The organism is Solibacillus sp. FSL W8-0474 (assembly GCF_038004065.1).
Taxonomy (GTDB): Bacteria; Bacillota; Bacilli; order Bacillales_A; family Planococcaceae; genus Solibacillus; species Solibacillus faecavium.
In genome coordinates this window covers 891,852-916,158 of sequence record NZ_JBBOQJ010000001.1, presented here as the reverse complement: position 1 = coordinate 916,158, position 24,307 = coordinate 891,852, and the positions used below count along the sequence as shown (strand labels likewise).

The window sequence follows — 24,307 nt, the reverse complement described above, 5'->3', positions numbered from 1 at the left end:
CCTCTTACTTAGTAGTTAAAAATCAAAACCAATTAAATTCTCTGCTATGTCACCAAAAGATTCAGCAGATTGATCGAAGTATTGCTGCCAAGCATCTTTAGCCCAAATTTCAATCTTACTCGATACTCCTAAAACAACGCATTCTTTTTCAAGATTAGCGTAACCGATTAGTGTAGATGGAATGTTAATTCGGCCTTGCTTGTCCACTTCTACCTCTGTTGCACCCGAAAAGAAAAACCGTGCAAAGGCACGAGCATCCTTTTTCGTCATTGGTAAATCTTTTAATTTTTCTTCGAGTTTTCGCCATTCATCCATAGGATATCCAAAAATACATTGATCTAGCCCACGCGTTAGTACAAAGTGTTCGCCAAGCGATTCTCTAAACTTTGCAGGGACAATCATTCGACCTTTTGCATCAATAGAATGTTGATATTCTCCCATGAACATGCTACTCACCCCACTTTAATAAATAATGTACCACATCCCCCCACTTTCCACCACTTATTTCATTACTTCTAATACCAATAAAAATAAATTAAGTAAATGAGCATATTCTCACACATATGTTCGGTGAAAAAAGACGCAAAAAAAGAGTTATCTTCATATGAGATAACTCTTGTTTCTTATAGGACAATAAGATGATGCTGATCTGAAATACTCATAGGTAGTTCCAATAAATCATCAATCAACGTTTCACCATAGGTATTAAGGAATAAATATGGGTTATAAAACCGTTCTTGATACTGGTTATTTGGATATAATAAAGCTTGGATAGTTTTGTAGTGCCGGATTTCCGTTTCATGCTTATCAATATTTTGCTTCTCAAGCTTCGTTTTCAAATATTCGAATTGTCTCTCATGGTAATTTTTATTCTTTTCTAATAAGTCTTCACCATGATAGTTTTCACTTCGTAAATAATCAGTAAGCTCTTCATAATGACGGTGCAATTGCATCTTCATTTGTTCAATGGAATTGTTTATTCGATCATCTTTTAAGCTTTCCACAAATTGGTTCATCTTTTGTTCAGATTTATTTGTAAATACATCCGTTATCGATAGCTCTTTTTGCTTTAACAATGTCTCAACTTGACGAGTAACCAATGTCATACTTAATCTCGGTGCGAAAATCGGCATCTGCAGTTGCAATGTCTCAAAAGCAGGCTTTAATGTTGCCCAGTAGGCTAATTCACCAGGACCACCAACGAAAGCTAATACCGGAAACGCCATTTCCTGCATTAAAGGACGTGTTACAACATTATTACTTAAACTTTCAGGAGATTCGCTCGCAATAGCTAACAGCTCCTCTTTCGAAAATTTTACAGAAGCTGTGCTGTTTTTGAAGAAGTCTTTTTGGCGTTCCAATAAAAAACGCTCTCCTTCTCTAATGTAAAACAAATTCGCGTTTTGCTCTGTCGCTTCAATCGGTTTCGGATATCCCGCTTGAGCTAGCTTTTGTTCTTGAGCAAAGACACCTTTCGCAATTTGTTCATTATGCTCCACCAATTGCGCAAAGTACATTTTTTCATATTGTCTAAATGGCTCAAATGTAGCATCCAACATTAATAAACCATGCTTTTCAAACAAATCATTCATCAATAATGTGAAAAAGTCAGTAAATGTTTTACTATCTTTTGCATGCTGCAACACATTTTTCAGTAAATCCTCTGTATATTGAGTTTCTCCAAAATCTTTAAAAACATTAACTATAAACTGCTCTAGGGCTTCGCCATTCAATTCAGTCGTAGAAGCCATTTTTTTCAGCTTAGAACGTTCACTATAGCCACGCTTTTTCATTTCTCCATTCACCATTGTGTACGTATGATTTATCTCTTCGATGTCATGATCTTCACCAGCAATCCAAAACATAGGTACAACTGGTGTATTTAAAGCTTTTCGTTGTTGTTCGGCAAGTAAAATGACCGAAATCGCTTTATGAACCGAGTAAAGTGGTCCCGTTAATAGGCCTGCTTGCTGACCGCCTACTACAACTACAGCTCCTTGCTCCAGTTCATTTAAGTAATGATTTGCTTTTTGCGATACGCCGTATTGTTCCATATAACTGCGTATCACTTGCGCTAATTCCTTTGAGCGGTATGAATGGTTTTTTAAATATTCGATTCTTTTCTCAAAAGATTCCACATTATATTTGTATTCAAAAAATGAATGTATATTAGCGCGTTCAGACCAATAATCTTCCAATAGCTTATTCGTCACGGGGGAATGGATTTGTTCTAGCTGCATGAAAATTCTCCTCTACTTCTCTCTTACTCAATTTTAAAACAATCTTATAAATGCTTTACTCTTCTTTTTGCCATTCACCTACAAGCAAAAAGAAACAGCAGCACGATTTAATCTATCATCATAAATACCATAACCGAATGGGTAATTCCAACAATCCATATCAGGAAATAACTGAAGCTGAACAACAGGAAATAAATACGCCAAATTTTCCTTAAAAGTGGCTTTATTTCAATCTCCTTCTTCGTTCGCCAATCAATATATGTAAAAATAATCGCAATAACTAGCACTATAATGAGCATTGGCATCATTACTCCAATATCCCACAGTCCTCTCATCGCAATCGGAATTGAAAAAAATAAAAGGAATGTCGTTATATCCGCTGCTAAGCCAATTGTTCTATTTTTTTTTATTCTAAGCTTACGGCAAACGGCCATTACGGCGATAAAAGCAATGATCGGACATAAAATAATTGTCGCAAACGCGAATTGAAGAAATACGATCACGTTTTTTCACCACTCTCTTCAAACGCTTTCACGAGTAAATAAAGCGTCTGTAAAATAGGCATTTTTTTATTATTTTGCTCTGCTTTTTTTAAAACCGCACCAGTAATTGTATCAATTTCCGTTTTCCGATTAGCTAATCTGTCAGCCAGCATGGATGAATTATTTTCCGCCGTCCGTTTACATAGCGCAACAACTTGATCAAATTGGAATGTGTTTTCAAATTGCGGAAATGTAAATATTATTTCACTGTATAGACTTTTCAACAACAAAAAAGTACTGTTGTCAGAGATCAATTGGCCATTCTTCACTTTCAGAATTGCGGTCAATGGATTGATAAAACAATTTAATAACGCTTTTTCCATCAGCATTGCTTCTGCATCATGCTCAAATATGATAGGAAGCTGCGCAGATGAAAGGTTTTCTAAAAAAACAAATTTTCCATTATCACCTTTAGCTACTGCAACTTTCATCACACCATTACCTTTATGCGCAACATGCGTTTCCGAAAGTTTCTGCGCCCCAAATTGAATTGAGCAAAACGCAATATTTTGCATTTTCAGTGCAAGCGCTTCATCATAATGAGCCAATCCGTTTTGCACAAACAAAACAGGAATGGAGTTTTTTACACCTTCCATACTTGCATACACTTCATTAAGTTGTCCATATTTTACAGCTACGATTATTAAATCAGCTTTATTTGAAACTGCCGAACTATACTTACATTGAATAGTAGTGAAAGTTTGATCCAAATTTGTACGTATATATATAAAATCAGTATCCACCTTTTGTTTTGATGATTTCCCGACAATATATACATCCATTTTCTTTTCCGTAAAATAACTTGCTAGTAATAAACCAACTGCACCTGCACCTATGATTTCAATTCGCATTTTATTATACCTCAAATTTATTTCGAATTAAAAAGGTCTGCCTTCAAGACAGACCTTCAGCTAACATTATTATACTGGATACACCGGATGTTTTCGATACGGTAATGCAATTTGTTTTGAATTATAGTAATTAAAACGTTGAATTAATGTATCGCGCAGTTGATTCGGAACAACAATATCGTCGATTACCATTTCTGAAGCCAATTTATATAAATCAATTTCTTCTTTGTATTCTTCGATTTTTTGTTTTACAAATTGCATACGCTCTTTTGGATCCTCTATCGCTTCAATTTTATTTGAATAAACAGCATTTACAGCAGCTTCCGGTCCCATTACCGCAATTTGCGCAGTCGGTAATGCAATGACTGCATCAGGTTCGAATGCAGGACCACACATTGCATAAAGACCTGCACCATAGGCTTTACGAACAATAACGGAAATTTTCGGTACAGTCGCAGCACTCATTGCAGAAATGAATTTCGCACCATGTCGAATAATACCTGCCTTTTCAACTTTCGTACCAATCATAAAGCCTGGTACGTCCGCCAAAAATAAAAGCGGAATCGAAAACGCATCACATAATGTAATAAACTTCGCTGCTTTGTCTGCAGAATCTATAAACAATACGCCACCTTTAACTTTCGGCTGATTTGCAATAATTCCCACTACCTGACCATCTATACGAGCAAGACCGGTAATCAGTTCCGGTGCAAATAGTTTTTTTATTTCAAAGAAACTGTTTTCATCTATTAATTGATCGATACAGTCATACATATCAAATGGTGCATTTTGATTTTCAGGAATAATTTCTTCCAATGTTTTACCACTCTTCGGCGACTTTGTTTCATCCACCGGTGGGAACTCTGCGAAGTTCGCAGGGAAATAGCTCACGTAGCGTCTCGCTTCCAGTATTGCTTGTTCCTCATTTTCTGCCAATACATCTCCACAGCCACTTACAGTACAATGCATGCGTGCACCGCCCATTTCCTCCAGTGAAACCTTTTCACCGATTACCTTTTCAGCCATACGTGGAGATCCTAAGTACATTGAAGCATTACCATCCACCATTATAACTATGTCGCAAAAGGCTGGAATATATGCCCCTCCTGCAGCAGATGGACCAAATAAAATACATATTTGAGGAATCATTCCACTCATACGTACTTGATTATGGAAAATTCGTCCTGCACCACGGCGCCCTGGAAACATTTCAAGCTGATCTGTAATTCGAGCACCTGCAGAATCAACTAAATAAAGCATTGGAACCTGCATTTTTTCTGCAGTCTCTTGAATACGGATAATTTTTTCTACTGTGCGTGAACCCCATGACCCGGCTTTAATTGTCGAATCATTCGCCATAACACAAACAGTCTGTCCATCAATTTGGCCAATCGCTGTTACGACACCATCTGCCGGTAAATCTCCAGCCTCACAATTGGCAAAACGAGCATCTTCTTCATATTTTCCATCGTCAAATAGTTGCTTTAAGCGCTCACGGACAAAAAGTTTGTTAGTTTCTTTTAACTTTTCATGATATTTCTGTTGTCCGCCTGCATATATTTCTTCTACTTTTTTCTGTAAATGCTCATTATAAGTAGGCTGTGTCATTATCATTCCTCCGTTGCTTATGCTAGTTCTACTAATACATCATTCTCTTCGACAAAATCTCCTTCAGCAACTACAACTTTCGCCACTGTTCCATCTGATTCTGCATCATGAGCTATTTCCATTTTCATTGATTCTAGAATAATAAGTGTTTGCCCCTTTGTCACACTGTCCCCTTCTTTAACACTCACTTCAAATACCGTACCTGCCATTTGTGCTTTAACTTCCGCCATACTAAAAGGCCCCCTTGTTAGAAGATATTTGCGCATTATTACGCTATGTTTCTACTTCTATTGTAAGTAGCCTTAAAATTAATTACAATTATTTTCTCGTAAAATAATTTTATTTCTATCTATTGTATCTTTTCCTTCAACTCGTTTTCCCTTTCGTCAAAGTAACTCCTTGCTGAAGCCACTTTGAAATTTTGTCATAATCCGACTGTAGTTCTGAATATTTCATTTCCAGATCGTTATATGCCTCTGTCAGTTCTTCGAAGCTGGATAGGGCTAATTTAAGATGACTGCGCATTAATTGCTTAGGACGCTTTCTGACGCTATTTAACACCTGTCCATACTGCGCACGTAATGTTTTATTCCAACGAAAACCACATGCTTGTTTTGTCCGGTTTAATTGCTGTGCTGCCTCTTCAAACGCTTCTAATTGTGTACGTCCATTCTGTACCGTTTGAATAACAATTTCAGCTAACTTTTCATCATCTGCAATTGTCCATTGATCTTTCCTTCTTTTTTGTTCCACAGTTGCACCACCTCATATTTTTTACTACTATATGCCATGATGAACGAAATAGACTTAAAAACAAAAAAAGTTACGAGAAAAATAGTTTTCATCGTAACTAGGGGAATTGATTGTCATTTCGGGTTGCACGCTTCACTCAGGACTCGCTCCCACTCAATTCCAATCTCTTATAAAGTTTTATTTTTTCTTGTTCAAAAAATTCTGTACCGCCTGATGGTGTGCTTCAGACTCCCATAGCTTTGCACATAGTCTGATTTCTTCCATAACACGCTCATACATATTGCGCTCACGCCATTTTCTTAATTCAATTTCTTTATAGGCTTGGTGGACAGAAGGATGGATTTTCGCCATATGTTCGATAAAATCTGCAAGCGCCTGTTCTTTTGTCCCTTCAATATATACTCGCATTGCCCAACCAATATCAAATAACGTTTGTGCATCATACGGCTTTGCATCAACCAACATTTTCAATGCGCGGTCATGCCGTAATCCCCGCTCAAATAAATACGTTCCACCGCCCCATCCCGACGTAATCGCTAAAGAGCCTTGAATGAATCCAGCTTTTGCATGAGAGGCCATTAATCGAAAATCACATGCTGTCGCAATTTCACAGCCACCCCCCACAGCTGCACCATTTATTAATGCAATTGTCGGAACTGGCAATGTAGCTAAATCATATAAAATCTGCCCCATTTTATTGAGCATACCGAAAGCTTCTTCTTCGGTTTCTAAACTATGGAACTCGGATAAATCCCCACCTGAACAAAATGATTTTTCACCGGCACCCGTGACAACTAGAAAACGTACATCATCGTGATTTTTTATGTATGTAATAACTTCTTTCAATCCATCCATAACAGCATAGTTAATTGCATTTCGTTTTTCTTCACGATTAATCGTAAACGTCATAATTCCGTCTTCATTATGAATTAAGTAATCCATCAGCCCATCCCCTTTTATTTATAATATAGCAGAAAATATATTTTGCTATTTTACAATCTAACATAATAGTAATGGAGCATGAATCGTTTGACAATCTATCCGTGCAAAACCATGAATATATAGAAAAAAGACTAGTTAAGAGCCATGGCCTCTTAACTAGTCTTTATATAGCGTAAATACTGAATTATTTCGCTACTACTTCTTTACCTTTGTATTGTCCGCAAGCTTTGCAAACGCGGTGAGATAATTTAGCTTCTCCACAGTTTGGGCAAGCTACCATACCAGGTACAGATAATTTGAAATGCGTACGACGCTTTCTTTTTGCAGTTTTAGAAGTTCTTCTAAATGGTACAGCCATTGATGGCACCTCCTTACAGATATTTATTCATCTGTTTGATCAAAATACTTAGCTAAAGCAGCCAGTCTTGGATCCAATTTTGGTTCGTCAACTTCCTTAGCTTTTTCTACATCTTCATCCGTTGAATAGGCCCAGCCTTTACCGCCTTGCACTTGTCCTTCGGTATCCTCTTTGAATACTTGCATCGGTACTTCCAGAAGAATTAATTCTTCTAGGACTGGTTTCATATCTACGACGTCTCCAACAACATAATGAATATCGCCTTCGATATCCCCGCGATTTTCTTCATCTACCCAACTGAAAATTTCAACTGTATCGATGTTCACAGGATATTCAACATCTTCCCACGTGCGAGCACATGGAAGCGTCAACGTAGTGCTTACCGTTAATTGACAAGTCATTTGCGATGCACCTAAAGTACAAAGCCCTTTTACATGAACGGGTGAAACGTTACGTATATCTGTGTTACGAGTTTTTACATCATCCAATTGTACATAAGTATCAATCGGCATTCCGTCTTTTCGAAACTTTGATAATTGATGAATTGACCATTTCATTCGTTAATCACCTCGAGACAACACTGTTGATTATATAGCTTACAAAAAAAGATGTCAAGATAATTTCTTGTCACTCTTTTAAAACATGCTTATAATCAAGTTAATTCTAACATAATGCATTATTACATTCATTTATAAATGCGTAATAATGTGAACAAAAATTTATTTTATCGTAAGGAGGAAGTTTATGCAAGCAGTCGGCATTATCGTTGAATATAATCCTTTTCATAACGGGCACTTACATCATGTAAAAGAAGCGAAACGTACGACAAATAGCGAAGTTGCCGTTGCAGTGATGAGTGGTCATTTTTTACAGCGGGGCGAACCCGCACTCGTCGATAAATGGCACCGCACAAAAATGGCACTCGCAAGCGGCGTTGATGTTGTCATTGAGCTCCCTTATATTTTCAGTACCGCACAAGCCACAGGATTTGCTTCAGGCGCAGTACAACTGTTAGAGGCAATGCAATGTACAACATTGGCATTTGGAAGCGAACAAGGTACCATTGAGCCCTTTCTCAACACTTATCACTTAATAGAAAACAATCGTGCACGCTATAACGAAATTATTAAAGAAAATATTCAACTCGGAAAAAGCTATCCACAAGCACTCTTTATTGCCTACGAACAGCTTAAACAACTTTCCCCAAATGCATACATTGATTTAGGTAAACCGAACAATATTTTAGGATTTCATTATGTTGAAGCAATAAAGCAACTCAATTGCTCGATGCAGCCTGCTACCGTTCAGCGCATCATAGCGGGCTATCATGACGCCATAGATACAAATCATGAAATTGCAAGTGCCACAGGTATTCGCCAAGCATTATTTAGTGGACAATCGCTCCAAGAAGTAACGAAATATTTACCTTCCGCCAGCATGGAGCAACTTCAAATTTGGCAGAAAGAACATCAGAATTTTGCCAGCTGGGAAAGCTTTTGGCCTTTAATGAAATATGCTATTTTAAGACATACTCCGCAGCAATTAAAACAGTATGCAGATGTATCAGAAGGGCTTGAAAATTCATTAATTAAATATGCAGCTTCAAGCTCAAATTATATGGATTTCATGAATGCGCTAAAATCAAAGCGCTATACATGGACACGTCTTCAAAGGATGCTTTTGCATATTTATACAGGTATAACGAAAGAGCAGCTACATGCCTTTTCAAGCCCTAGCTACATTCGTATATTAGGTATGACAACAAAGGGACAGCAATATATTTCAAGCATTAAGAAATCTGTAACGCTCCCACTTATAAGCAGAGTAGCAGCTATTACAGATCCGATATTGTCAATTGATATACGTGCCACACAAATGTACCAATTAGGCATACAGCAATTTTCAAATAAAAAAATAGACGAAGATTATAAAACTCCGCCTATACGCTTGTAGCTATTTTTTTGGTTGTAGGTTATTCAAATAGTTTAGAGCATCATCAATCGTTTTTACAGGAACAATTTTCATGTCTGATTCAATGGCTCCTGCTGTTTGAACTGCGACTTCATAATTTGAGGTAATGCTCGGGTTATACTCAAGCATTGCTTCTGTTATGGTATCGTCAGGTGCAAAGAAAATGTCGATTCCTTCTTTATCGGCAGAAACAACCTTTTTCTCAATACCACCAATTCTTCCAACTGTCCCATCCTCCAACATTTCACCAGTACCTGCAATTTGATAGCCCTTTGTAATATCTTCATCGATTAATTGATTTAACAGCTCTAACGTAAACATTAACCCTGCAGATGGACCACCAATATCTTCTGTTTTTACCGTCACTTTCGGGTCGGTTTTAATGGATTTACTTTCAGAGTAAGTTATCCCGATCCCAACCCGTCCTTCTGAGCCTGGTATTTCTTTTATCTCCAAATTTTGATCAATAAGCTCTCCATCACGTTTTACAACAAGGTGAATCTTATCGCCCTTAACTTTCGGTGTTACGATGGTACGAAACGTCTCTAAGCTATCAATCCGTATATTGTCCACTTCGACAATTTCATCCCCCGGCTTCAAATGCCCGTCTGCTGCACCTTGTGCAAGCACATTTAAAACGTATAACCCTTTATATGTAACTTGATAATCAAGACCTGCTCGGTTGAACGCTACATATGTCGCATTAAATTGCGAATCGGTCATATATTTTAATTGGCGCACAGTGTATTCCTCATCATCTTCTTCTTCCTGACGCACGTCGGTCATTTTAACAACATCATAATAATCTGTTACAGCTGCCATCGCATAGGATAGTGGTGTCGCCTGCCCCATCGCTACAGTCGTCATAAAAAATGATCCCTGATCATCCTGATCGCCATTCTGAATTGCCAGAAAATCACTTACATTATATGTACCACCCGGTTTTGTTATATAAAAATCTAACCTGTAAAAAGATAAGCCCATTAATATTATGAAAAAAATACCGAATGCATATTTCCCTTTACTTCCCATTTTTCAGAACGCCCCCAAATTGTTGAAAGACTAATTCAATCGTTGTCTGCATACAATTAGTGTAGCATTTGAACGAGCGAATGACAAAATATTGAAAAGGATGAAAATTATTTGGACAATCCTTTTATGTATTACATTAATTAGTTTATTATTATTTTTCCCGGAAATTACTCATGAAGGTGCAGATATTGGCGTCAGTCTATTTATGGAAGCTTTATTTCCGTACTTATTACCTTATTTAGTATTAACAAATTGGCTTCTAAAATTAACGCATTCCCATAAAAATATATCTTTTCTTGTATTTTTACAGACGTATGGAATCAGTGCAATAGGGGGATATCCTACAGGTGCAGCGACAATTACGCAACTCGTGAAGCGTAATTCGATTACAAAAAAGCAAGCAGCCTATTTACTCGGAATATGCCATTGTCCAAGCCCTCTTTTTTTATTTGGATTCGTCGGTAGTGACCTATTAAATTCTTCTACACTTAGCTGGCAATATTTAATTCTTTTACATAGCTTTTCATTCATTTTGCTAATCATCGTATATTTAAATGTCCCTACACTTTCCAATGAAGTTCAAAGAGTACCTAAGGACCCAACCCCTTTTACTACAAGTGTTCGGGAGAGTGCTCCGACTATTTTAATTGTAGCAACAACAATTATTTTTTTCACAACGATTTATCACGTGTTTTTACATAGTGTTGAAGTCGTATTTGATTCAATTCCTGCCTATTTGGAACTTGCAATTGCAAGCTTTCTTGAAATGACAAATGGTTTATTTTTGCTTCATCAACATTTGTACGGTGATATGCTGTTATTTTTTACAGTCGTATTATTAACTACTCAAAGTTTAAGTATTCACTTACAAGTAATCGTCATCGCACGCACTGCCAACATTGCCATACGTCCTTATATTATGATTCGGGTTCTATACAGCATTGTCATCCCACTCTTATTTGCTTTATTTTTTCTATAGAAGAAATTTGGCGGAAATTCCACAAAAAAAGCTTTTGCGGAGAATTTTTCTCGTCCGCAAAAGCTTTTATTAGTGATTAAATTTTTCTTTTAATGCTTTTTCGACGACAGATGGTACAAGCTCGCCCACTTTACCGCCATACTTCGCTACTTCCTTTACAATGCTGGAACTTAAAAAAGAATATTGGTTCTTTGACATAATAAAGAACGTTTCAATATTTTCATCAAGCACACGGTTCATCGATGTAATTTGCATTTCATACTCAAAATCCGAAACAGCCCGCAACCCACGGACGATTGCTTTTGCTTTTTTTTCGCGTGCATAATCAATAAGCAGTCCCGATGAAGTTTCAATTCGAATATTCGGCAAATCCTTTGTCACTTCTGATATTAATGCGGTACGTTCTTCAATCGAAAACAATGGATTCTTTGATGAATTATTCAATACAGCAACATATACAATATCAAATACATCTGCTGCACGGCGGATAATGTCAATATGGCCATTTGTTATTGGGTCAAAACTTCCAGGTACTACTGCAATTTTCTCTGTCAAACGATTTCTCCCTCTTCCTCTACATAACGATAAATCGAAATGATTGTGCTGCCATAAACTTCTTGCCTTGCAAGGCTGAAGACCCCATATTTTTCCGGCAATGTCACTTCTGTAGAATGTTCACACATAATGATAGCATCTTCGGCCAATTTCCCGCCTTCTACAAGCGTCTCCACTAAATCATAATATTCCTTTTTATGATAGGGTGGATCCACAAACAGATAGTCAATGACGATATCTCTTTTTAGTAATGCCTTTACCGCACGCATTGCATCTGTTCTGAAAAGTTCTGATATCTCTTCATAGCGGCATTTTTTTATATTTTCCTGTAGCACTTGAAAAGCCCGTGCATCCTTCTCGATAAATATAGCATGCGCAGCCCCGCGACTTAGCGTTTCAATCCCAAGACCTCCACTACCTGCAAATAAATCCACCGCTGTGCCACCATTAAAAAATGGTCCTATCATATTAAAAATGGATTCTTTTACTTTATCTGTAGTAGGACGTGTCGTATTTCCCGCAATCGCCTTTAAAGGCATACCTTTTCTATTTCCTGCAACAACGCGCATGATTTCCACCAAACTTTCTAATAACTAATTTCCAGGTTCTGTAATTGTAAGACGATTTTCCGATTTATTTATTTCGACTAAAAATAGACGCTGTAACCATGACTCTTCAATAAAGTACTGTCCCGCAACTTGTTTAACCGGCAGTGAAACCGTATTGTATCGTCTTTGGTTGAATACATAGAATCCCGGATCATTCGGGAATCGGAAAGCACGAGTCTCACTCGTAACATAATACCCATTTTCCCCAATACTCACATCATACCCTAAATGTTTTAATAATGAATCTGCAGAATATAGAACTTCGGCATCTTTCAAAACGACCTGAACATCGGATTGTTTTTTTAAGTTCACATAAATTTCTCTTGGATCATTATATAAAAATGGGTATCGCTTATCCATTTGGGCATTCATCGTTAAAAATTTTGTAGAAGCTCCTAAAACTTCAGACAATAGGGCATCCAATGATTCCACGTTTAGAGCTTCGTCTTCCATTTCACGTAAACGCTCTCTCCATTCTTCTAACTGATCATCCGTCATTTGAGCGGTAATTGTCGAAGAAATATATTTCGTTTTTTCACTTCCGAAAATCGTACCAGTTAAAAATGATGCGACCATCTCTTTAAGCCAGTGTGGACTCTCTCCAAAATCATAAGTTGTTTCAAGCTGAGAAATAATGACCTTTTGCTGTACTTTCGCTACGGTAATGTCTGGCAAAAAGAGCATTCGGAATCCTTCCATACCATCGATGTTTGTCCCGTTAATAACAGCTAAATGCCCTTCACTTAAAAACTTTACATTTTCCAATTTTTCATAAAATGCTGGCTTTAATGGAGTTTTAGAATAGATGGATAAAGCGCCTATCTTATTTTGCAATTCAAATCCGCCATCTTGCCAGAATAAATCTTTAACGGGACCTTCCCCACTGAACATAGAATAGTTGACTAAAGATAGTTTTTGCTCCCCAATTAAAGGTAATCCTGTTACCCACTGACCTTCAATTTCCTGTTCCGTCGTAATATGTATTGTTGAAAACTGAACATTGCCACCTTTTAATGAGGCAAATACATTTTTCATTAACTTTCTCGACTGCAGCCCGTTCTCCAATGGAATAACGTAGGAAATAGATTGTGCCCTCGTTTCCCCTTCTTTAAACTTCTTAGAGTCCTCACTTAAGCGTGCACAGCTATGTTCATTTTCTATAAAGCAATTCGGGTTAGTCGAGCTGATCGGCCATTCTATTGTTAGCTCTTCTTTCGGCAAGTTTTTGAAATGTTGTCGAATATCCAAGCTTTCCCCTCGATATACTATTTCAATTTCTTGAGAATAATTGTACCCTTTATCTACACTCCCTACTTCATCTGAATAAACTTGGAACTGCATAAAAAGCACAGTTCCAATTAATACGGCTAAAAATGAAAAAATACTTACGGCAATTTTCATGTGCCTATCCTCCTGCATCATGATACTATTGTAAAGAAAGGATGTGCTATAATTGATTCAGCAATTTATCGAACTAGGTCAAGGCTACGGAGATATTTACGAGCTTTGTGAACTAATTAAAACCAATGAGCCTCGATTCCATAACGCGTTCATTTTTACTGCGAACCATGAGGGTGCTACTGTTGCTTCACTTGCCGTTGCATTTAAACCATCAGGTGAAAGCAAATTCATGCCAATTTATATTTGCCGCGAAGGGATTCCCTACAATGAGGAAAAACTTTCGAAGCGAATCCAAATATTTAAACAAACGGTCCAGGAAGCTGGACAGCAGGAAAATATTTTCGAAATTAAACACTCATCTATTTTTTCGGAAAAAAATCAATTTTATCAATACCTAATTGGAATTTTACGATTAAATCATTATATACCACCAATGCAATAAGCTATTATAAGCCGATTTTATAATCGTATTCTTTTGCTTTATCCGGCTTTGCATTTTCAAATTCATTTTTTACAAATGGACGGTATGATTCTACAACGTCTTTCACAAATGGAAGACGTTGTAATTTGTTTTTCAGCGTTTCAATTTCATCTCGATTGCAATAAATTACAACATACTTTAATTTTCTTGAGATGAAATTTACATGTCCATACTTTCTTAGCGACTTCGCGTGCTTTAATTGATGAACGTATATAATTAACCCTTGTCTTTCATTCATGGAAAACTCCCCATTTCTTCTATAAAAAAATTTATATTTAGCCAATTCATACAACAAATTTCTGCAAATTCCCTCTGTTTTTCTACCTTCTTATCCAATAAAAGCATACCAAATGTACAATTTGTTAGCAACAGAGTTTAGACAGTTGCACTTATTTTCCGTTATAATGGAAAATAGTAGCGTGTTATGAACACGCTATATTAATCTAAGATTTCAACACCTTATATTTTGCACCTAACTTACAATGAACAATGTACGGTCAGAGGAGGACGAATTTAATGGGAAAGAAAACAAAAGTTGCTTTAGCAATTGCTGCGGCAAGCGCAGCGGCATGGGCAGGAACAAAAGCGATTTCGAAACCACAAAAACGTGAATCAAAAGAAGCATTGCAATTTGAACGTCCAATTATTATCGCACAACACGGTGGAGCTGGTTTAGCACCTGAACATTCTTTGCTTGCCTTTGATCAAGCTAAAAAAATTGGTGTCGATGGTTTTACAGTCAGTGTCCGTCTTTCAAAAGATGAGGAAATTATTGCTTTTCATGACGAAACGATAGATCGTACAACAAATGGCTCTGGTTTTGTGAAAGACTTTACATTCGAACAATTAAAAGAGTTTAATATTGGTTATAATTTTGAGGATTTAGAAGGTTCATTCCCTTATAGGGAACAACATGTTACTGCAGTTACGTTACGAGAGTTGTTTGAATCCTATCCGGACAAATTGTTTATCGTTAACATTCAGGATAGTCCAGATACGTATGAAGGAAGTTTAATGCCTTCTAAACTATGGCGTTTAATAGAAGAATTAGATATTCAATATCAAATTATCGTTTCTAGCCCTTATAGCGAACAAATTGACCGCTTCAATCTGTATGCACAAAACCGCATCGCACTAGGTGCAGGTGAGGGAGATATTAAAAAGGCAATGACTTCATTTACAAGTCAATTCGGCCATTTATATCATCCGAAAGTTGATTTATTTGTAGTCCCTCTTAAACAGGGCGTGTTCAATTTTGATTCACCGCGTTTTGTAAAGTTTTTATCGGAATTAAATGTACCGACAATTTATAGCGATATAGATGATTTAGTGACGATGAACCGCCTGCTTCGTCAAGGCGCAATGGGAATTGTAACAAATCGCCCGGATGTAGCTGAAGTATTAATTCAAAAAATTTCACAGTAATACGCATCTATTGCAAAATTGTATAAAACAAAAGCTCCCTAAAAATACGGGAGCTTTTGTGTTTCTATTATTAAGCCGAACAAGAACATCCTCCACCTGTGCCACAACCTGTGCCACAAGAAGAACTACTCGCGAAAAAGGGATTGCTTACCGGAACTTTAACTGCTTCAGAAACGGAGCGTCCGATAATCAAGCTAATTTCATCCAGTAAATCTTGAAAATCATTTTCTGCAACCTTCAATGTCGCAATCTGTTCGATCATATCAATCCGACGCTTTTCTGTGCGGATTTTTTTCATAATTGTATTGTAATCAGGATGATATTTGCCAAAGCGCTGTACATCCTCATATTGATCTTTTAAACGTTGAAAGGCCATAATTTGTGCGCTTAATTCTATATCCTCATATACTGCTTGCTTTGCAAGGCGTAAGTTTTCGGCTTGTTTAGAAGAAAGGATCATCGCACTTAATTCATCGACCTCATCTAAAATAAAAACCCAATCAGAAGTCATGAGCATTGTTTATTCCTCCCATCTCATTTTAATCATAACAGAAATGAAAGGAAAATCAATCTTGTTAAACTCGCTTTTCCAATTGTTTTACCATCTCCCGGACAAACGCCTTATCAGAAAAATACTTCTGTTTATCACCGATTTGCTGGGTTTTTTCATGACCTTTTCCTAATAGAACGATTGTATCTCCAGCTTCTGCATAGTTTAGTGCATGTTCAATTGCTTCTTTTCGATTCAATCGTTCAATATAGGATTGCGTTGAAGAAAAGCCTTGCCGAATTTGCTTATTAATAAGCTGTGGACTTTCATCACGCGCATTATCAGTCGTTAAAATAATATAATCCGCATATATTGAGGCGATCATTCCCATCTTCGGACGTTTAGCCCGGTCCCGGTTTCCTCCACAGCTAAATACAACAATTAATCTGCCTGTCGTATGCTTTTTTAATGTCTGTAAGATCATCTTCATTGCATCAGGTGTATGAGCATAATCCACGATGATTGATATACCTAATTGATTTTCTACCTTTTCAAATCTTCCTTCTGGCAATAGTAGTTTTTGAGCCGCGCTGCAAATATCCCCCAAAGGAAAATCTAATTGGTTTACACACGTAATAGCGGCAAGAACATTACTGCATTGATAGTCTCCTACTAAAGGAATATTCACAATATGCTTTTCTTTTTTATGTTGAATACAGCACGTAGTGGAAGATGGACCATCGACCAGCGTTTGCAGAAAATAATCGACATGGCTCCCTTTCCCAAAGAAAATACGCTTGCCTTTAGTTGCTAAACCAATTGAACGACAAACACTGTCATCACTATTAATAATATTTCTTTTAGCCAATGTTGCTAAAATTTGCTTCGACATTTTATATCTTTCAAAGCTTCCATGGTCTTCAATATGATCTTCTGTTACATTTAAAAAAATACCGATATCAATATCACAATAATCCAAACGATGTTTTTCCAATCCTATAGAAGACGCTTCTAAAATGACATACGGAATATCAAGACGGATTGCTTCACTGAATAAAAAATGGATATTTTTTGCCTGCAGCGTAGTTAATGATTCCATTTCCGGATAGCTTTTTTCTCCGTTTATAAAAACACCATTCGTTCCAATTACCATTGTTCTATTATTAAGGTGATTCAAAATTTGCCCTATAAAATGCGTGACCGTTGTTTTGCCATTTGTTCCTGTCACTGCAATTACCTTTAATGCTTCAGCAGGGAAATGATACATTTTTGCACTCGCATAGGCTATAAAGCTTAAACAATTTGGTACCCAAATAATCGGAACTGATAATTCAGACGTATTAAAATACGCTTCATCATCTACAACTACGGCAACGGCCCCTTTTTCCAAAGCACTATCAATAAAAGAAATACCGCTCGTTTTATTTCCCTTCCTTGCAATAAAAATATCTCCAGGTAAAATATGGTTGGCGTTATCTTCCACTCGATTTATTTCCACTCTAATGGAGCCCTTCATAGTGCAAGGCCAATCTTTAATTAATTCTCCAATTTGCACGGTTTCACTCCTTACCATACTTTATGAAGACAATAAAAAAACGCTACAAATGCAGCGTTTAATTTTCAATATTTTATTTTTGCTGAACATAAAGTTGCGTAAAGTAATTCATATAAGCCCCCGAACCAATATGCGTAAATTGGTTATCTGTCAATAGTGCACGGTGCTCTTTGGAGTTTAGCCAGCCGTGTAATACCTCGATTGTATCTTTATAATTTGCCGCAACATTCACTCCATGCTTCTCATATTCCTGCTGTATTTCATTTAATTGCTGTTCAATTGAATATTCTCCATCAGCCGTATAAACCTCCATCATCTGTAAAAACATATCCTCGCTGTTTTCACTGGCCAATGAGGAGAGCGTGTCTAACGGCAATAATGCTGGCAGGTCATATTTTATACGAAAGGAATTCGCCAAGTCGGTCAATTGCCTTCTGTTAGCCAAGTTTATATCAATTTGCATATAGCTTGAAGGAGTACTTGCTTCATAGAGTTCTCCAAAAAACTGCATTTCATAAGGTTTATGTAATACGAGTGTTTCGCCATCTAAAAAGCGCACCCCATGCAATTGTTTTGTGACCCCATCTATATAGAGTTGAGCATATAAATCTTCATATTTAACTAAAATTCTATTATGCAAATCTTGTTCATTCATTGCAAAGATATACATATTTTCATCAATCTCCACAGTAATTTCCTGGCCAAAAACAGTCGTTCGGTAAATCTCATCCAATGTTTGCCCTATTTCAAAGGGATTTATATGAAAGCTCATATTATTCGTATAAATTTGGTTTACTCTCTCATTCTTTATACTAACCATTAACAGCTCATTCTTTACATTATAAATCCACCATTCATAGCCAAATTCTGATTGATCAATGCGATTAGGTCGATCATAAGTTTCCAGAATATCCTTTGGTGATTTCCCGATAAATGTAGAAATACCAGTTGTCGGACGCGGTAGATTTTCAATATCTCTCTGTTGTGTTTCTACATCAGCAATCGGTTTTGTTATGACAGGCGGTCCTTCCAATAATTCCGTTTGTGGTGAGTTCCCCTCGGTATAATAGACGATAATTACAAGACATGTCGCTACAATTAATATTTGAAACATCACCTTCATAGAAGTCCCCCCTCACACTTTTTTACTTAGTATAATTATACCAATTTTGGTGACGATGACACAATGTTGTCATTGCATCGATTACCATTTTGTTCTATTATTAAATTTGACCATATACTTATGTATGTTAGGCAAAAGGAGGATTACGAAATGTATTTTGAAGACACACAACTCGAAAATGTAAAGGTTGATCAAGAAGTTTTAACGACGGTAATGGGCAAATTCGGTTTAGAGTGCCATGGTGCATGGGATTATGACCGTATGGCATTTGACCGTTGTTATGATGTCCGTGAAGGCCGTTTTTATTTACGTGTTTTTTGTAACGCAGTATCAGGTGATGTAGGTGCTCTTAATGCCACTTTAAACATTAATAAGCCTGCAATCGGAAAATACTATTATCCACACGGCGTTGAATACACAGATGAAGTATTCCCTGGCCACCTTGTAAAAGAATGTGAAAAAGTATTATCAGATGTTCGTAGAGAACTTGCTGCATACGGTATATAATCCTTTTAAAAAGCTGGCAACTATCCAGCTTTTTTATTTTGAGTTTAAAAGGAAAAAAGTTGGGACAAAATAAAAATACAATTTTTCTCCGTGGAGAAAAATTGTATTTTTTTGTTGTGCGAAAAATTGGTTTCCGTTCCGGGTACGCTTTCCGCGGGCACGGCCTTACACGAACGTCTCAGGCGTCGGTGCTCCTGCGGTTACTCGTCGAAAAAATAATTGCTCCTGCGGTTACTCGTCGCAAAACAAATTTTGCTGTTTCCGCAAATTCTGCTCAATTAAAAATTACTTATGTCCTAGCCTCTTTTGATTAGAAGCCTAAAATGGCTTTAATTACAGACGTTGTTTCTCCGCCTTCATAAATAATATACAACAGAGAATATACAGCCACACCTGTAATAGCTACGAAGAACCAAATAATACTTGTAATCGCACCAATACGGCGATGAAGCTTCAGGTTATTCTTATATCCAGAAAGTAAGCTTGTAATTCCAAACACTGCACCAACTGTTGCTAAGGTGATATGGAATACTAAGAAGAATGTATAATATCCTTTTAGTTCATCTGGACCGCCGAATGCAGTGTTACCAATAAATACTGTACGTGATGCGTAAATTATAAAGAAAATCAAAGCTGATACACCAGCTGCCATCATCACTTTTTTATGTGCTTCTATATTCCTTTTTGCAATTAATACCCAACCAATCGCAACGAGCACCGCACTAATGACGATAAACGCTGTGCTTATTGTCGGTAAAATAGGTACATTCATTTTCAAATCCCCAATCTAAAATAATATATCCAATTTCAATTATTTGTTGCTTCTAAAGTGTACAAATAGCTTATCATATTACTGATAGCGTGTTCTATTTTGGAACTCTTTTAAAGCATTTTCAGTAATTTCCTCTGGATTTTTACGTTCCGTATTCCACCATCTACGGAAAATCTTGAATAAAATAACGCCGAAAATAATTTCCTGAATTATTTTCATCAATACACCGCCAACTTGCTGGTCACTTATTAAATCCATATTTGAGAATAACTCTGGACCTGATAACGTAAGCCCTGACAATGTTGTTGAAGGTACACATAATTCCATTGCCTTCAGCCACATATCACTATTGCTATATGTACCATACATTGGACTTGTAGCAAAAATAATAAGAGCACAGGCAGGTGTAATTAAAACCGCATTCGATGCAATGTAAGCTAATTTATTCATATTTTTCATTTCATGCTGACCTTCCACATTATTTAATAGTGGCCAATACATAAAAATAGCGGAAATAAATAAAATCGACGTATAAGCTAAATGATAAAATTCATTTAGTTTTATCGTGTCAAAAACAGAGGGCAGGTGATAAACCGAAAATAGACCAATAAATACTACTATCGAAACTAACGGTTTAGTGAAAATACGGAAAATTGTCCGGAAAACTGGCGCCTCCACGACTACCTTCCAAACCCACCATGGAATTCCTTTTATAAATAAGATCGGAACTAATAATAATAAAAATGCCATTTGTACCATATGCATCGTAAACATGATATGGCCAAGCAAATCAATTGGAGATCCTTTAATAATATAAAAAGAAATGATTCCAAGAACGAAATATATTGCCTCGTTTTTCTTTAATGGTTCACTTTCTTTAAATTTACCTTGCCACTTGACTGTTAGTAAAAAATAAAAAATTGTTATGACTAGTAAGCCCATAATTAAATAGGGACTCCATAATGCTTGAAAACCAAATATACTTATCGGCATATGACCGCTCCTTTAACCTCAGTAATTTCATTATAGATGGCAATTTCTCCAACTTCAATGAAAGAACTATGACAATTGTTTGAATCAAACATATATTTTTAATACTGTTTATAATATAAAATTGCTAAAAATGAGAAAAACGTCCTTAGCTTTCGCTAAGGACGCCTTAAATTAGTAGTTACCCCACCAAATAATTGTTGTAAACGCTACGAAGAACGTAAACGCGATGAAGGCTGCACTCCAAATAAAGAATTCAATTACGCCAACCATATGAGTTGAGCGATCTTCTAAGTGCATAAATGCGTATAGTTGCAAAACCACTTGTATTCCAGCTAATAATAAAATAATTGGAATAATAAAAGTTGGTGAAAAATCTGCTAGTACAGCAGCAAATGCGATAAATGTTAAGAAAATCATGATCGCAAAGTTTACTACTTGTTTACGCATATGAGCTTTTGAATGAGCTTTATCATATTCATATTGTGCTTGAGTACGTACTTCTACATGAGTTCCGTGTCCCATATTATCCCAACACTCCCATCAGATATACTACTGTAAAGATGAATACCCATACAACGTCAATGAAGTGCCAGTACAAAGAAGCGGCAAAGAACTTCGGTGCATTGTATAAGTTTAATCCGCGACTACTGTTACGGATGATTAATCCTGTAATCCAAACTAAACCAATGACTACGTGAAGCCCATGCATCCCTACAAGTGTAAAGAATGCAGAGGAGAATGCAGATTGTGTATAACCAAATCCAATATGGACATAGTGGTAAAACTCGTAAATTTCCAAGCATAAGAAACCTAAGCCTAAAAGAACTGTAATCCCCATCCAAGTACGAACACCTGAATAGTTGTAATTTTTCATATGGTACATTGCATATACCGATGTCAATGAAGATGTAAGAAGCAGCATCGTCATAATAAACGCTAATGGTAATTCATAGAGATCTTTTGCAAAGTATGTCATACCTGCTGGACCGCTGTCTTTAAGTGCGATATATGTAGCAAATACACTCGCAAATAATACTGTATCCGATGCTAGGAAAATCCAAAGTCCAACTAACTTGTTTTTCCCTTCCAATGTAGCTTGTTCAGGGTGTTTTGGCCAAGTTTGTGGAGTAAATTTTTGATTAATATCCATTACTTGTTACCCCCTTTTTTACCTGTTGCACGGTAATTAGCTAAATCCGCTTCAATACTTTCAATTTCAGCAACCGTTACATGGAATCCTAAATCATCTTTGAATGAACGAATAATCATACATGCAATCGTTAAACCTAATCCACCGATAATTAATGCTAATGAAACTATTGCAGGAGCCCCAGTAGCTGTACCTGCCTGAACTTGATCACCCCATGGGCTATATAACGCACCGAATGCAGCAATCATCGTACCAATTGACATAATAAACGGTAAAATTGAATTGTTTGGCATATGAATTTCACCTAGTGGCTCTGCATAGACCATACCTTCTTTGTTACCTTCTTCTTTTTCAATCCAATAAGGATCAAATCCACGAACAAGTGGAGTTTGTTTAAAGTTATAGAATGGTAGCGGAGTTTCGATTGCCCACTCAAGAGAACGACCATCGCCCCAGTAATCACGACGGTTAACAGGCTCAGATTTAATCGATAATAATACATCGATTACTAATATTATTACCCCGATACCCATCATAATAGCACCGATTGATGAAATAAAGTTGAATAAATCCCAACCTTGACCACCCATGTACGTGAATACACGACGTGGCATACCCATTAATCCTAAGAAGTGCTGTACGAAGAACGTTAAATGGAAACCAATAAAGAATATCCAGAAAGTAAGTACGCCCAGTTTCGGATTCAATGCACGGTTAAACATAATCGGCCAGTAGAAGTGTGCTGAACCGAATAATGCTGTTACGATACCACCAACAATTACGTAATGGAAGTGGGCTACGATAAAGTAAGAATCGTGTAATTGGTAATCAAGTGGTGCAGTTGCCTGCATTACCCCTGTTACCCCACCCGCAACGAATGACGGGATAAAACCAAGTGCATATAGCATTGGTACTGTAACTTTAATTGAACCGCCCCAGATAGTAAGAATCCAGTTGAATACTTTCATCCCTGTCGGAACAGCGATCGCCATTGTTGCAACAGCGAAGATTGCGTTCGCAGTAGCACCTAAACCAACTGTGAACATGTGGTGGGCCCATACCATGAACCCTAAGAAACCGATTAAGATTGTTGCGAATACCATTGAAGAGTATCCAAATAAACGTTTACGAGCAAACACTGGAATAATTTCAGAGAATAAACCGAATGCTGGTAATACTAAAATATAAACTTCCGGGTGACCAAAAATCCAGAATAAATGCTCCCAAATAATTGTGTTACCACCCATTGTATGGTCGAAGAAATTTGCTCCGAACATACGGTCAACTAACATTAAGAATAATCCACCTGTAAGTGGAGGGAAAGCGAATAAGATTAATGAACTTGAAACTAAAGTAGTCCAAGTAAATAGTGGCATACGCATGAACGTCATACCAGGTGCACGCATCGTAATGATCGTTACGATAAAGTTAATACCCGAGATTAACGTACCCGCACCAGAAATTTGTAGACCTAAAATATAGAAATCAATACCATGGCCCGGTGAGTATAAAGATAATGATGCATACGAAGTCCAACCTGCATCAGGTGCTCCACCTAAAAAGAATGACAGGTGAAGGAATACCGCACCAATAAAGAATAACCAAAATCCTAATGAGTTTAAAAACGGGAATGCAACGTCACGCGCACCAATTTGAAGTGGTACGATCGCGTTCATAAATGCAAATATAATTGGTGTTGCTGCTAAAAATAGCATCGTTGTGCCGTGCATTGTTAATAATTCGTTAAATAGGCCTGCAGAAATGAATGTACTTTCTGGGAACATTAATTGAATACGCATAAGTAACGCTTCAAATCCTGCAATTGCGAAGAACAGTGTACCGGCTGCTAAATACATAATCGCGATCTTTTTATGATCGACCGTTGTTAAATAGTCCCATACATGTGCCCCGAAGCCCTTTTTCTGTGTAACAGAGCTCACAACATTAACCTCCTTCAAAGTTTCTCTCTAA

At 37.0% G+C, this 24,307-nt stretch carries 29 protein-coding genes; 6 read left to right on the top strand and 23 right to left on the bottom strand.

Annotation, left to right across the window (positions count from 1 at the left end; all coding sequences use genetic code 11):
- Nucleotides 1-15: 15 nt before the first annotated feature.
- The 10 genes from mraZ to NYE67_RS04430 all read right to left on the bottom strand — a co-directional run bounded on the left by mraZ (nt 16) and on the right by NYE67_RS04430 (nt 7,851).
- A complete protein-coding gene (mraZ, locus tag NYE67_RS04475; RefSeq protein WP_191698504.1) occupies nt 16-447 on the bottom strand; it encodes a division/cell wall cluster transcriptional repressor MraZ in 432 nt (143 codons plus the stop codon).
- A gap of 176 nt (nt 448-623) precedes the next feature.
- Nucleotides 624-2,240: a bacillithiol biosynthesis cysteine-adding enzyme BshC gene (gene bshC / locus NYE67_RS04470; protein WP_340729313.1), complete on the bottom strand. Its 1,617-nt coding sequence runs from the start codon at nt 2,238-2,240 to the stop codon at nt 624-626.
- 107 nt (nt 2,241-2,347) lie between these two features.
- Nucleotides 2,348-2,743: a DUF3397 domain-containing protein gene (locus NYE67_RS04465; RefSeq protein WP_191698506.1), complete on the bottom strand. Its 396-nt coding sequence runs from the start codon at nt 2,741-2,743 to the stop codon at nt 2,348-2,350.
- Complete coding sequence (locus NYE67_RS04460; RefSeq protein WP_340727150.1) at nt 2,740-3,633, bottom strand: ketopantoate reductase family protein; 894 nt, start codon at nt 3,631-3,633, stop codon at nt 2,740-2,742. Before NYE67_RS04460 ends, NYE67_RS04465 begins: the two co-directional genes overlap by 4 nt.
- 69 nt (nt 3,634-3,702) lie before the next feature.
- Nucleotides 3,703-5,241, bottom strand: a complete 1,539-nt coding sequence (locus NYE67_RS04455) for an acyl-CoA carboxylase subunit beta (RefSeq protein WP_340729312.1) — start codon at nt 5,239-5,241, stop codon at nt 3,703-3,705.
- Nucleotides 5,242-5,258: 17 nt separating this feature from the next.
- Nucleotides 5,259-5,471 carry a biotin/lipoyl-binding carrier protein gene (locus tag NYE67_RS04450; RefSeq protein ID WP_191698509.1) on the bottom strand — a complete coding sequence of 71 codons (213 nt, stop codon included), beginning with the start codon at nt 5,469-5,471 and terminating at the stop codon, nt 5,259-5,261.
- Between the two features lie 136 nt (nt 5,472-5,607).
- Complete coding sequence (locus NYE67_RS04445) at nt 5,608-5,994, bottom strand: transcriptional regulator (protein WP_340727148.1); 387 nt, start codon at nt 5,992-5,994, stop codon at nt 5,608-5,610.
- Between the two features lie 177 nt (nt 5,995-6,171).
- Complete coding sequence (locus tag NYE67_RS04440) at nt 6,172-6,936, bottom strand: enoyl-CoA hydratase/isomerase family protein (RefSeq protein WP_191698511.1); 765 nt, start codon at nt 6,934-6,936, stop codon at nt 6,172-6,174.
- Nucleotides 6,937-7,120: 184 nt separating this feature from the next.
- Nucleotides 7,121-7,294 (bottom strand): 50S ribosomal protein L32, encoded by a 174-nt coding sequence (gene rpmF / locus NYE67_RS04435; protein WP_008403415.1) that lies wholly within the window; start codon nt 7,292-7,294, stop codon nt 7,121-7,123.
- Between the two features lie 23 nt (nt 7,295-7,317).
- On the bottom strand, nt 7,318-7,851 hold the full coding sequence (locus NYE67_RS04430) for a YceD family protein (protein WP_191698512.1): 534 nt from the start codon (nt 7,849-7,851) through the stop codon (nt 7,318-7,320).
- Nucleotides 7,852-8,038: 187 nt separating this feature from the next.
- Between NYE67_RS04430 and NYE67_RS04425 the strand changes: the two genes are divergently transcribed.
- On the top strand, nt 8,039-9,247 hold the full coding sequence (locus NYE67_RS04425; RefSeq protein WP_340727147.1) for a nucleotidyltransferase: 1,209 nt from the start codon (nt 8,039-8,041) through the stop codon (nt 9,245-9,247).
- Here the strand turns inward: NYE67_RS04425 and NYE67_RS04420 are convergent, their stop codons facing one another.
- A complete protein-coding gene (locus NYE67_RS04420; protein WP_340727146.1) occupies nt 9,248-10,297 on the bottom strand; it encodes a SepM family pheromone-processing serine protease in 1,050 nt (349 codons plus the stop codon).
- Between the two features lie 100 nt (nt 10,298-10,397).
- On the opposite strand from NYE67_RS04420, the gene NYE67_RS04415 reads away from it, so the two are divergent.
- On the top strand, nt 10,398-11,276 hold the full coding sequence (locus tag NYE67_RS04415; protein ID WP_340727145.1) for a hypothetical protein: 879 nt from the start codon (nt 10,398-10,400) through the stop codon (nt 11,274-11,276).
- Nucleotides 11,277-11,345: 69 nt separating this feature from the next.
- On the opposite strand, the gene coaD is transcribed toward NYE67_RS04415, so the two are convergent.
- From coaD to NYE67_RS04400, 3 genes are read right to left on the bottom strand one after another with little or no spacing between them, the layout of a single operon-like run.
- A complete protein-coding gene (gene coaD, locus NYE67_RS04410; protein WP_340727144.1) occupies nt 11,346-11,831 on the bottom strand; it encodes a pantetheine-phosphate adenylyltransferase in 486 nt (161 codons plus the stop codon).
- Nucleotides 11,828-12,400 (bottom strand): 16S rRNA (guanine(966)-N(2))-methyltransferase RsmD, encoded by a 573-nt coding sequence (gene rsmD, locus NYE67_RS04405; protein WP_340727143.1) that lies wholly within the window; start codon nt 12,398-12,400, stop codon nt 11,828-11,830. The genes coaD and rsmD overlap by 4 nt, the downstream gene beginning before the upstream one ends.
- A 24-nt stretch (nt 12,401-12,424) precedes the next feature.
- Complete coding sequence (locus NYE67_RS04400; RefSeq protein ID WP_340727142.1) at nt 12,425-13,840, bottom strand: RNA polymerase II; 1,416 nt, start codon at nt 13,838-13,840, stop codon at nt 12,425-12,427.
- 52 nt (nt 13,841-13,892) lie between these two features.
- Between NYE67_RS04400 and NYE67_RS04395 the strand changes: the two genes are divergently transcribed.
- A complete protein-coding gene (locus NYE67_RS04395) occupies nt 13,893-14,282 on the top strand; it encodes a DUF7147 family protein (RefSeq protein ID WP_191698519.1) in 390 nt (129 codons plus the stop codon).
- Between the two features lie 4 nt (nt 14,283-14,286).
- Here the strand turns inward: NYE67_RS04395 and NYE67_RS04390 are convergent, their stop codons facing one another.
- Nucleotides 14,287-14,559, bottom strand: coding sequence for a YlbG family protein (locus NYE67_RS04390; RefSeq protein WP_191698520.1), 273 nt, complete (start codon nt 14,557-14,559; stop codon nt 14,287-14,289).
- A gap of 278 nt (nt 14,560-14,837) precedes the next feature.
- On the opposite strand from NYE67_RS04390, the gene NYE67_RS04385 reads away from it, so the two are divergent.
- A complete protein-coding gene (locus NYE67_RS04385) occupies nt 14,838-15,746 on the top strand; it encodes a glycerophosphodiester phosphodiesterase family protein (protein WP_340727141.1) in 909 nt (302 codons plus the stop codon).
- Nucleotides 15,747-15,816: 70 nt separating this feature from the next.
- On the opposite strand, the gene NYE67_RS04380 is transcribed toward NYE67_RS04385, so the two are convergent.
- The 3 genes from NYE67_RS04380 to NYE67_RS04370 are packed head-to-tail and all read right to left on the bottom strand — an operon-like array spanning nt 15,817 to nt 18,914.
- The gene (locus tag NYE67_RS04380; protein WP_336045828.1) at nt 15,817-16,263 is read right to left on the bottom strand and encodes a YlbF family regulator; all 447 of its coding nucleotides are present in this window, start codon (nt 16,261-16,263) and stop codon (nt 15,817-15,819) included.
- A 58-nt stretch (nt 16,264-16,321) separates the two neighbouring features.
- Nucleotides 16,322-17,809, bottom strand: a complete 1,488-nt coding sequence (locus tag NYE67_RS04375; RefSeq protein WP_340727140.1) for a UDP-N-acetylmuramoyl-L-alanyl-D-glutamate--2,6-diaminopimelate ligase — start codon at nt 17,807-17,809, stop codon at nt 16,322-16,324.
- A gap of 55 nt (nt 17,810-17,864) precedes the next feature.
- Complete coding sequence (locus tag NYE67_RS04370; RefSeq protein ID WP_340727139.1) at nt 17,865-18,914, bottom strand: CAP domain-containing protein; 1,050 nt, start codon at nt 18,912-18,914, stop codon at nt 17,865-17,867.
- A 150-nt stretch (nt 18,915-19,064) separates the two neighbouring features.
- On the opposite strand from NYE67_RS04370, the gene NYE67_RS04365 reads away from it, so the two are divergent.
- Nucleotides 19,065-19,421, top strand: coding sequence for a YugN family protein (locus tag NYE67_RS04365; protein ID WP_191698525.1), 357 nt, complete (start codon nt 19,065-19,067; stop codon nt 19,419-19,421).
- A gap of 38 nt (nt 19,422-19,459) precedes the next feature.
- Nucleotides 19,460-19,735 carry a hypothetical protein gene (locus NYE67_RS04360; RefSeq protein ID WP_340729311.1) on the top strand — a complete coding sequence of 92 codons (276 nt, stop codon included), beginning with the start codon at nt 19,460-19,462 and terminating at the stop codon, nt 19,733-19,735.
- Here NYE67_RS04360 and NYE67_RS04355 read toward each other — a convergent pair.
- The 5 genes from NYE67_RS04355 to NYE67_RS04335 all read right to left on the bottom strand — a co-directional run bounded on the left by NYE67_RS04355 (nt 19,732) and on the right by NYE67_RS04335 (nt 24,276).
- Nucleotides 19,732-20,193, bottom strand: a complete 462-nt coding sequence (locus NYE67_RS04355) for a DUF420 domain-containing protein (protein ID WP_340727138.1) — start codon at nt 20,191-20,193, stop codon at nt 19,732-19,734. The genes NYE67_RS04360 and NYE67_RS04355 overlap by 4 nt on opposite strands.
- 78 nt (nt 20,194-20,271) lie before the next feature.
- Nucleotides 20,272-21,186, bottom strand: a complete 915-nt coding sequence (ctaG, locus tag NYE67_RS04350; protein WP_340727137.1) for a cytochrome c oxidase assembly factor CtaG — start codon at nt 21,184-21,186, stop codon at nt 20,272-20,274.
- A gap of 171 nt (nt 21,187-21,357) precedes the next feature.
- On the bottom strand, nt 21,358-21,708 hold the full coding sequence (locus NYE67_RS04345; protein ID WP_340727136.1) for a cytochrome C oxidase subunit IV family protein: 351 nt from the start codon (nt 21,706-21,708) through the stop codon (nt 21,358-21,360).
- 1 nt (nt 21,709) lies between these two features.
- Nucleotides 21,710-22,336 carry a cytochrome (ubi)quinol oxidase subunit III gene (locus NYE67_RS04340; protein WP_340727135.1) on the bottom strand — a complete coding sequence of 209 codons (627 nt, stop codon included), beginning with the start codon at nt 22,334-22,336 and terminating at the stop codon, nt 21,710-21,712.
- Nucleotides 22,336-24,276, bottom strand: coding sequence for a cytochrome c oxidase subunit I (locus NYE67_RS04335; RefSeq protein ID WP_339215420.1), 1,941 nt, complete (start codon nt 24,274-24,276; stop codon nt 22,336-22,338). The genes NYE67_RS04340 and NYE67_RS04335 overlap by 1 nt, the downstream gene beginning before the upstream one ends.
- Between the last annotated feature and the right edge of the window lie 31 nt (nt 24,277-24,307).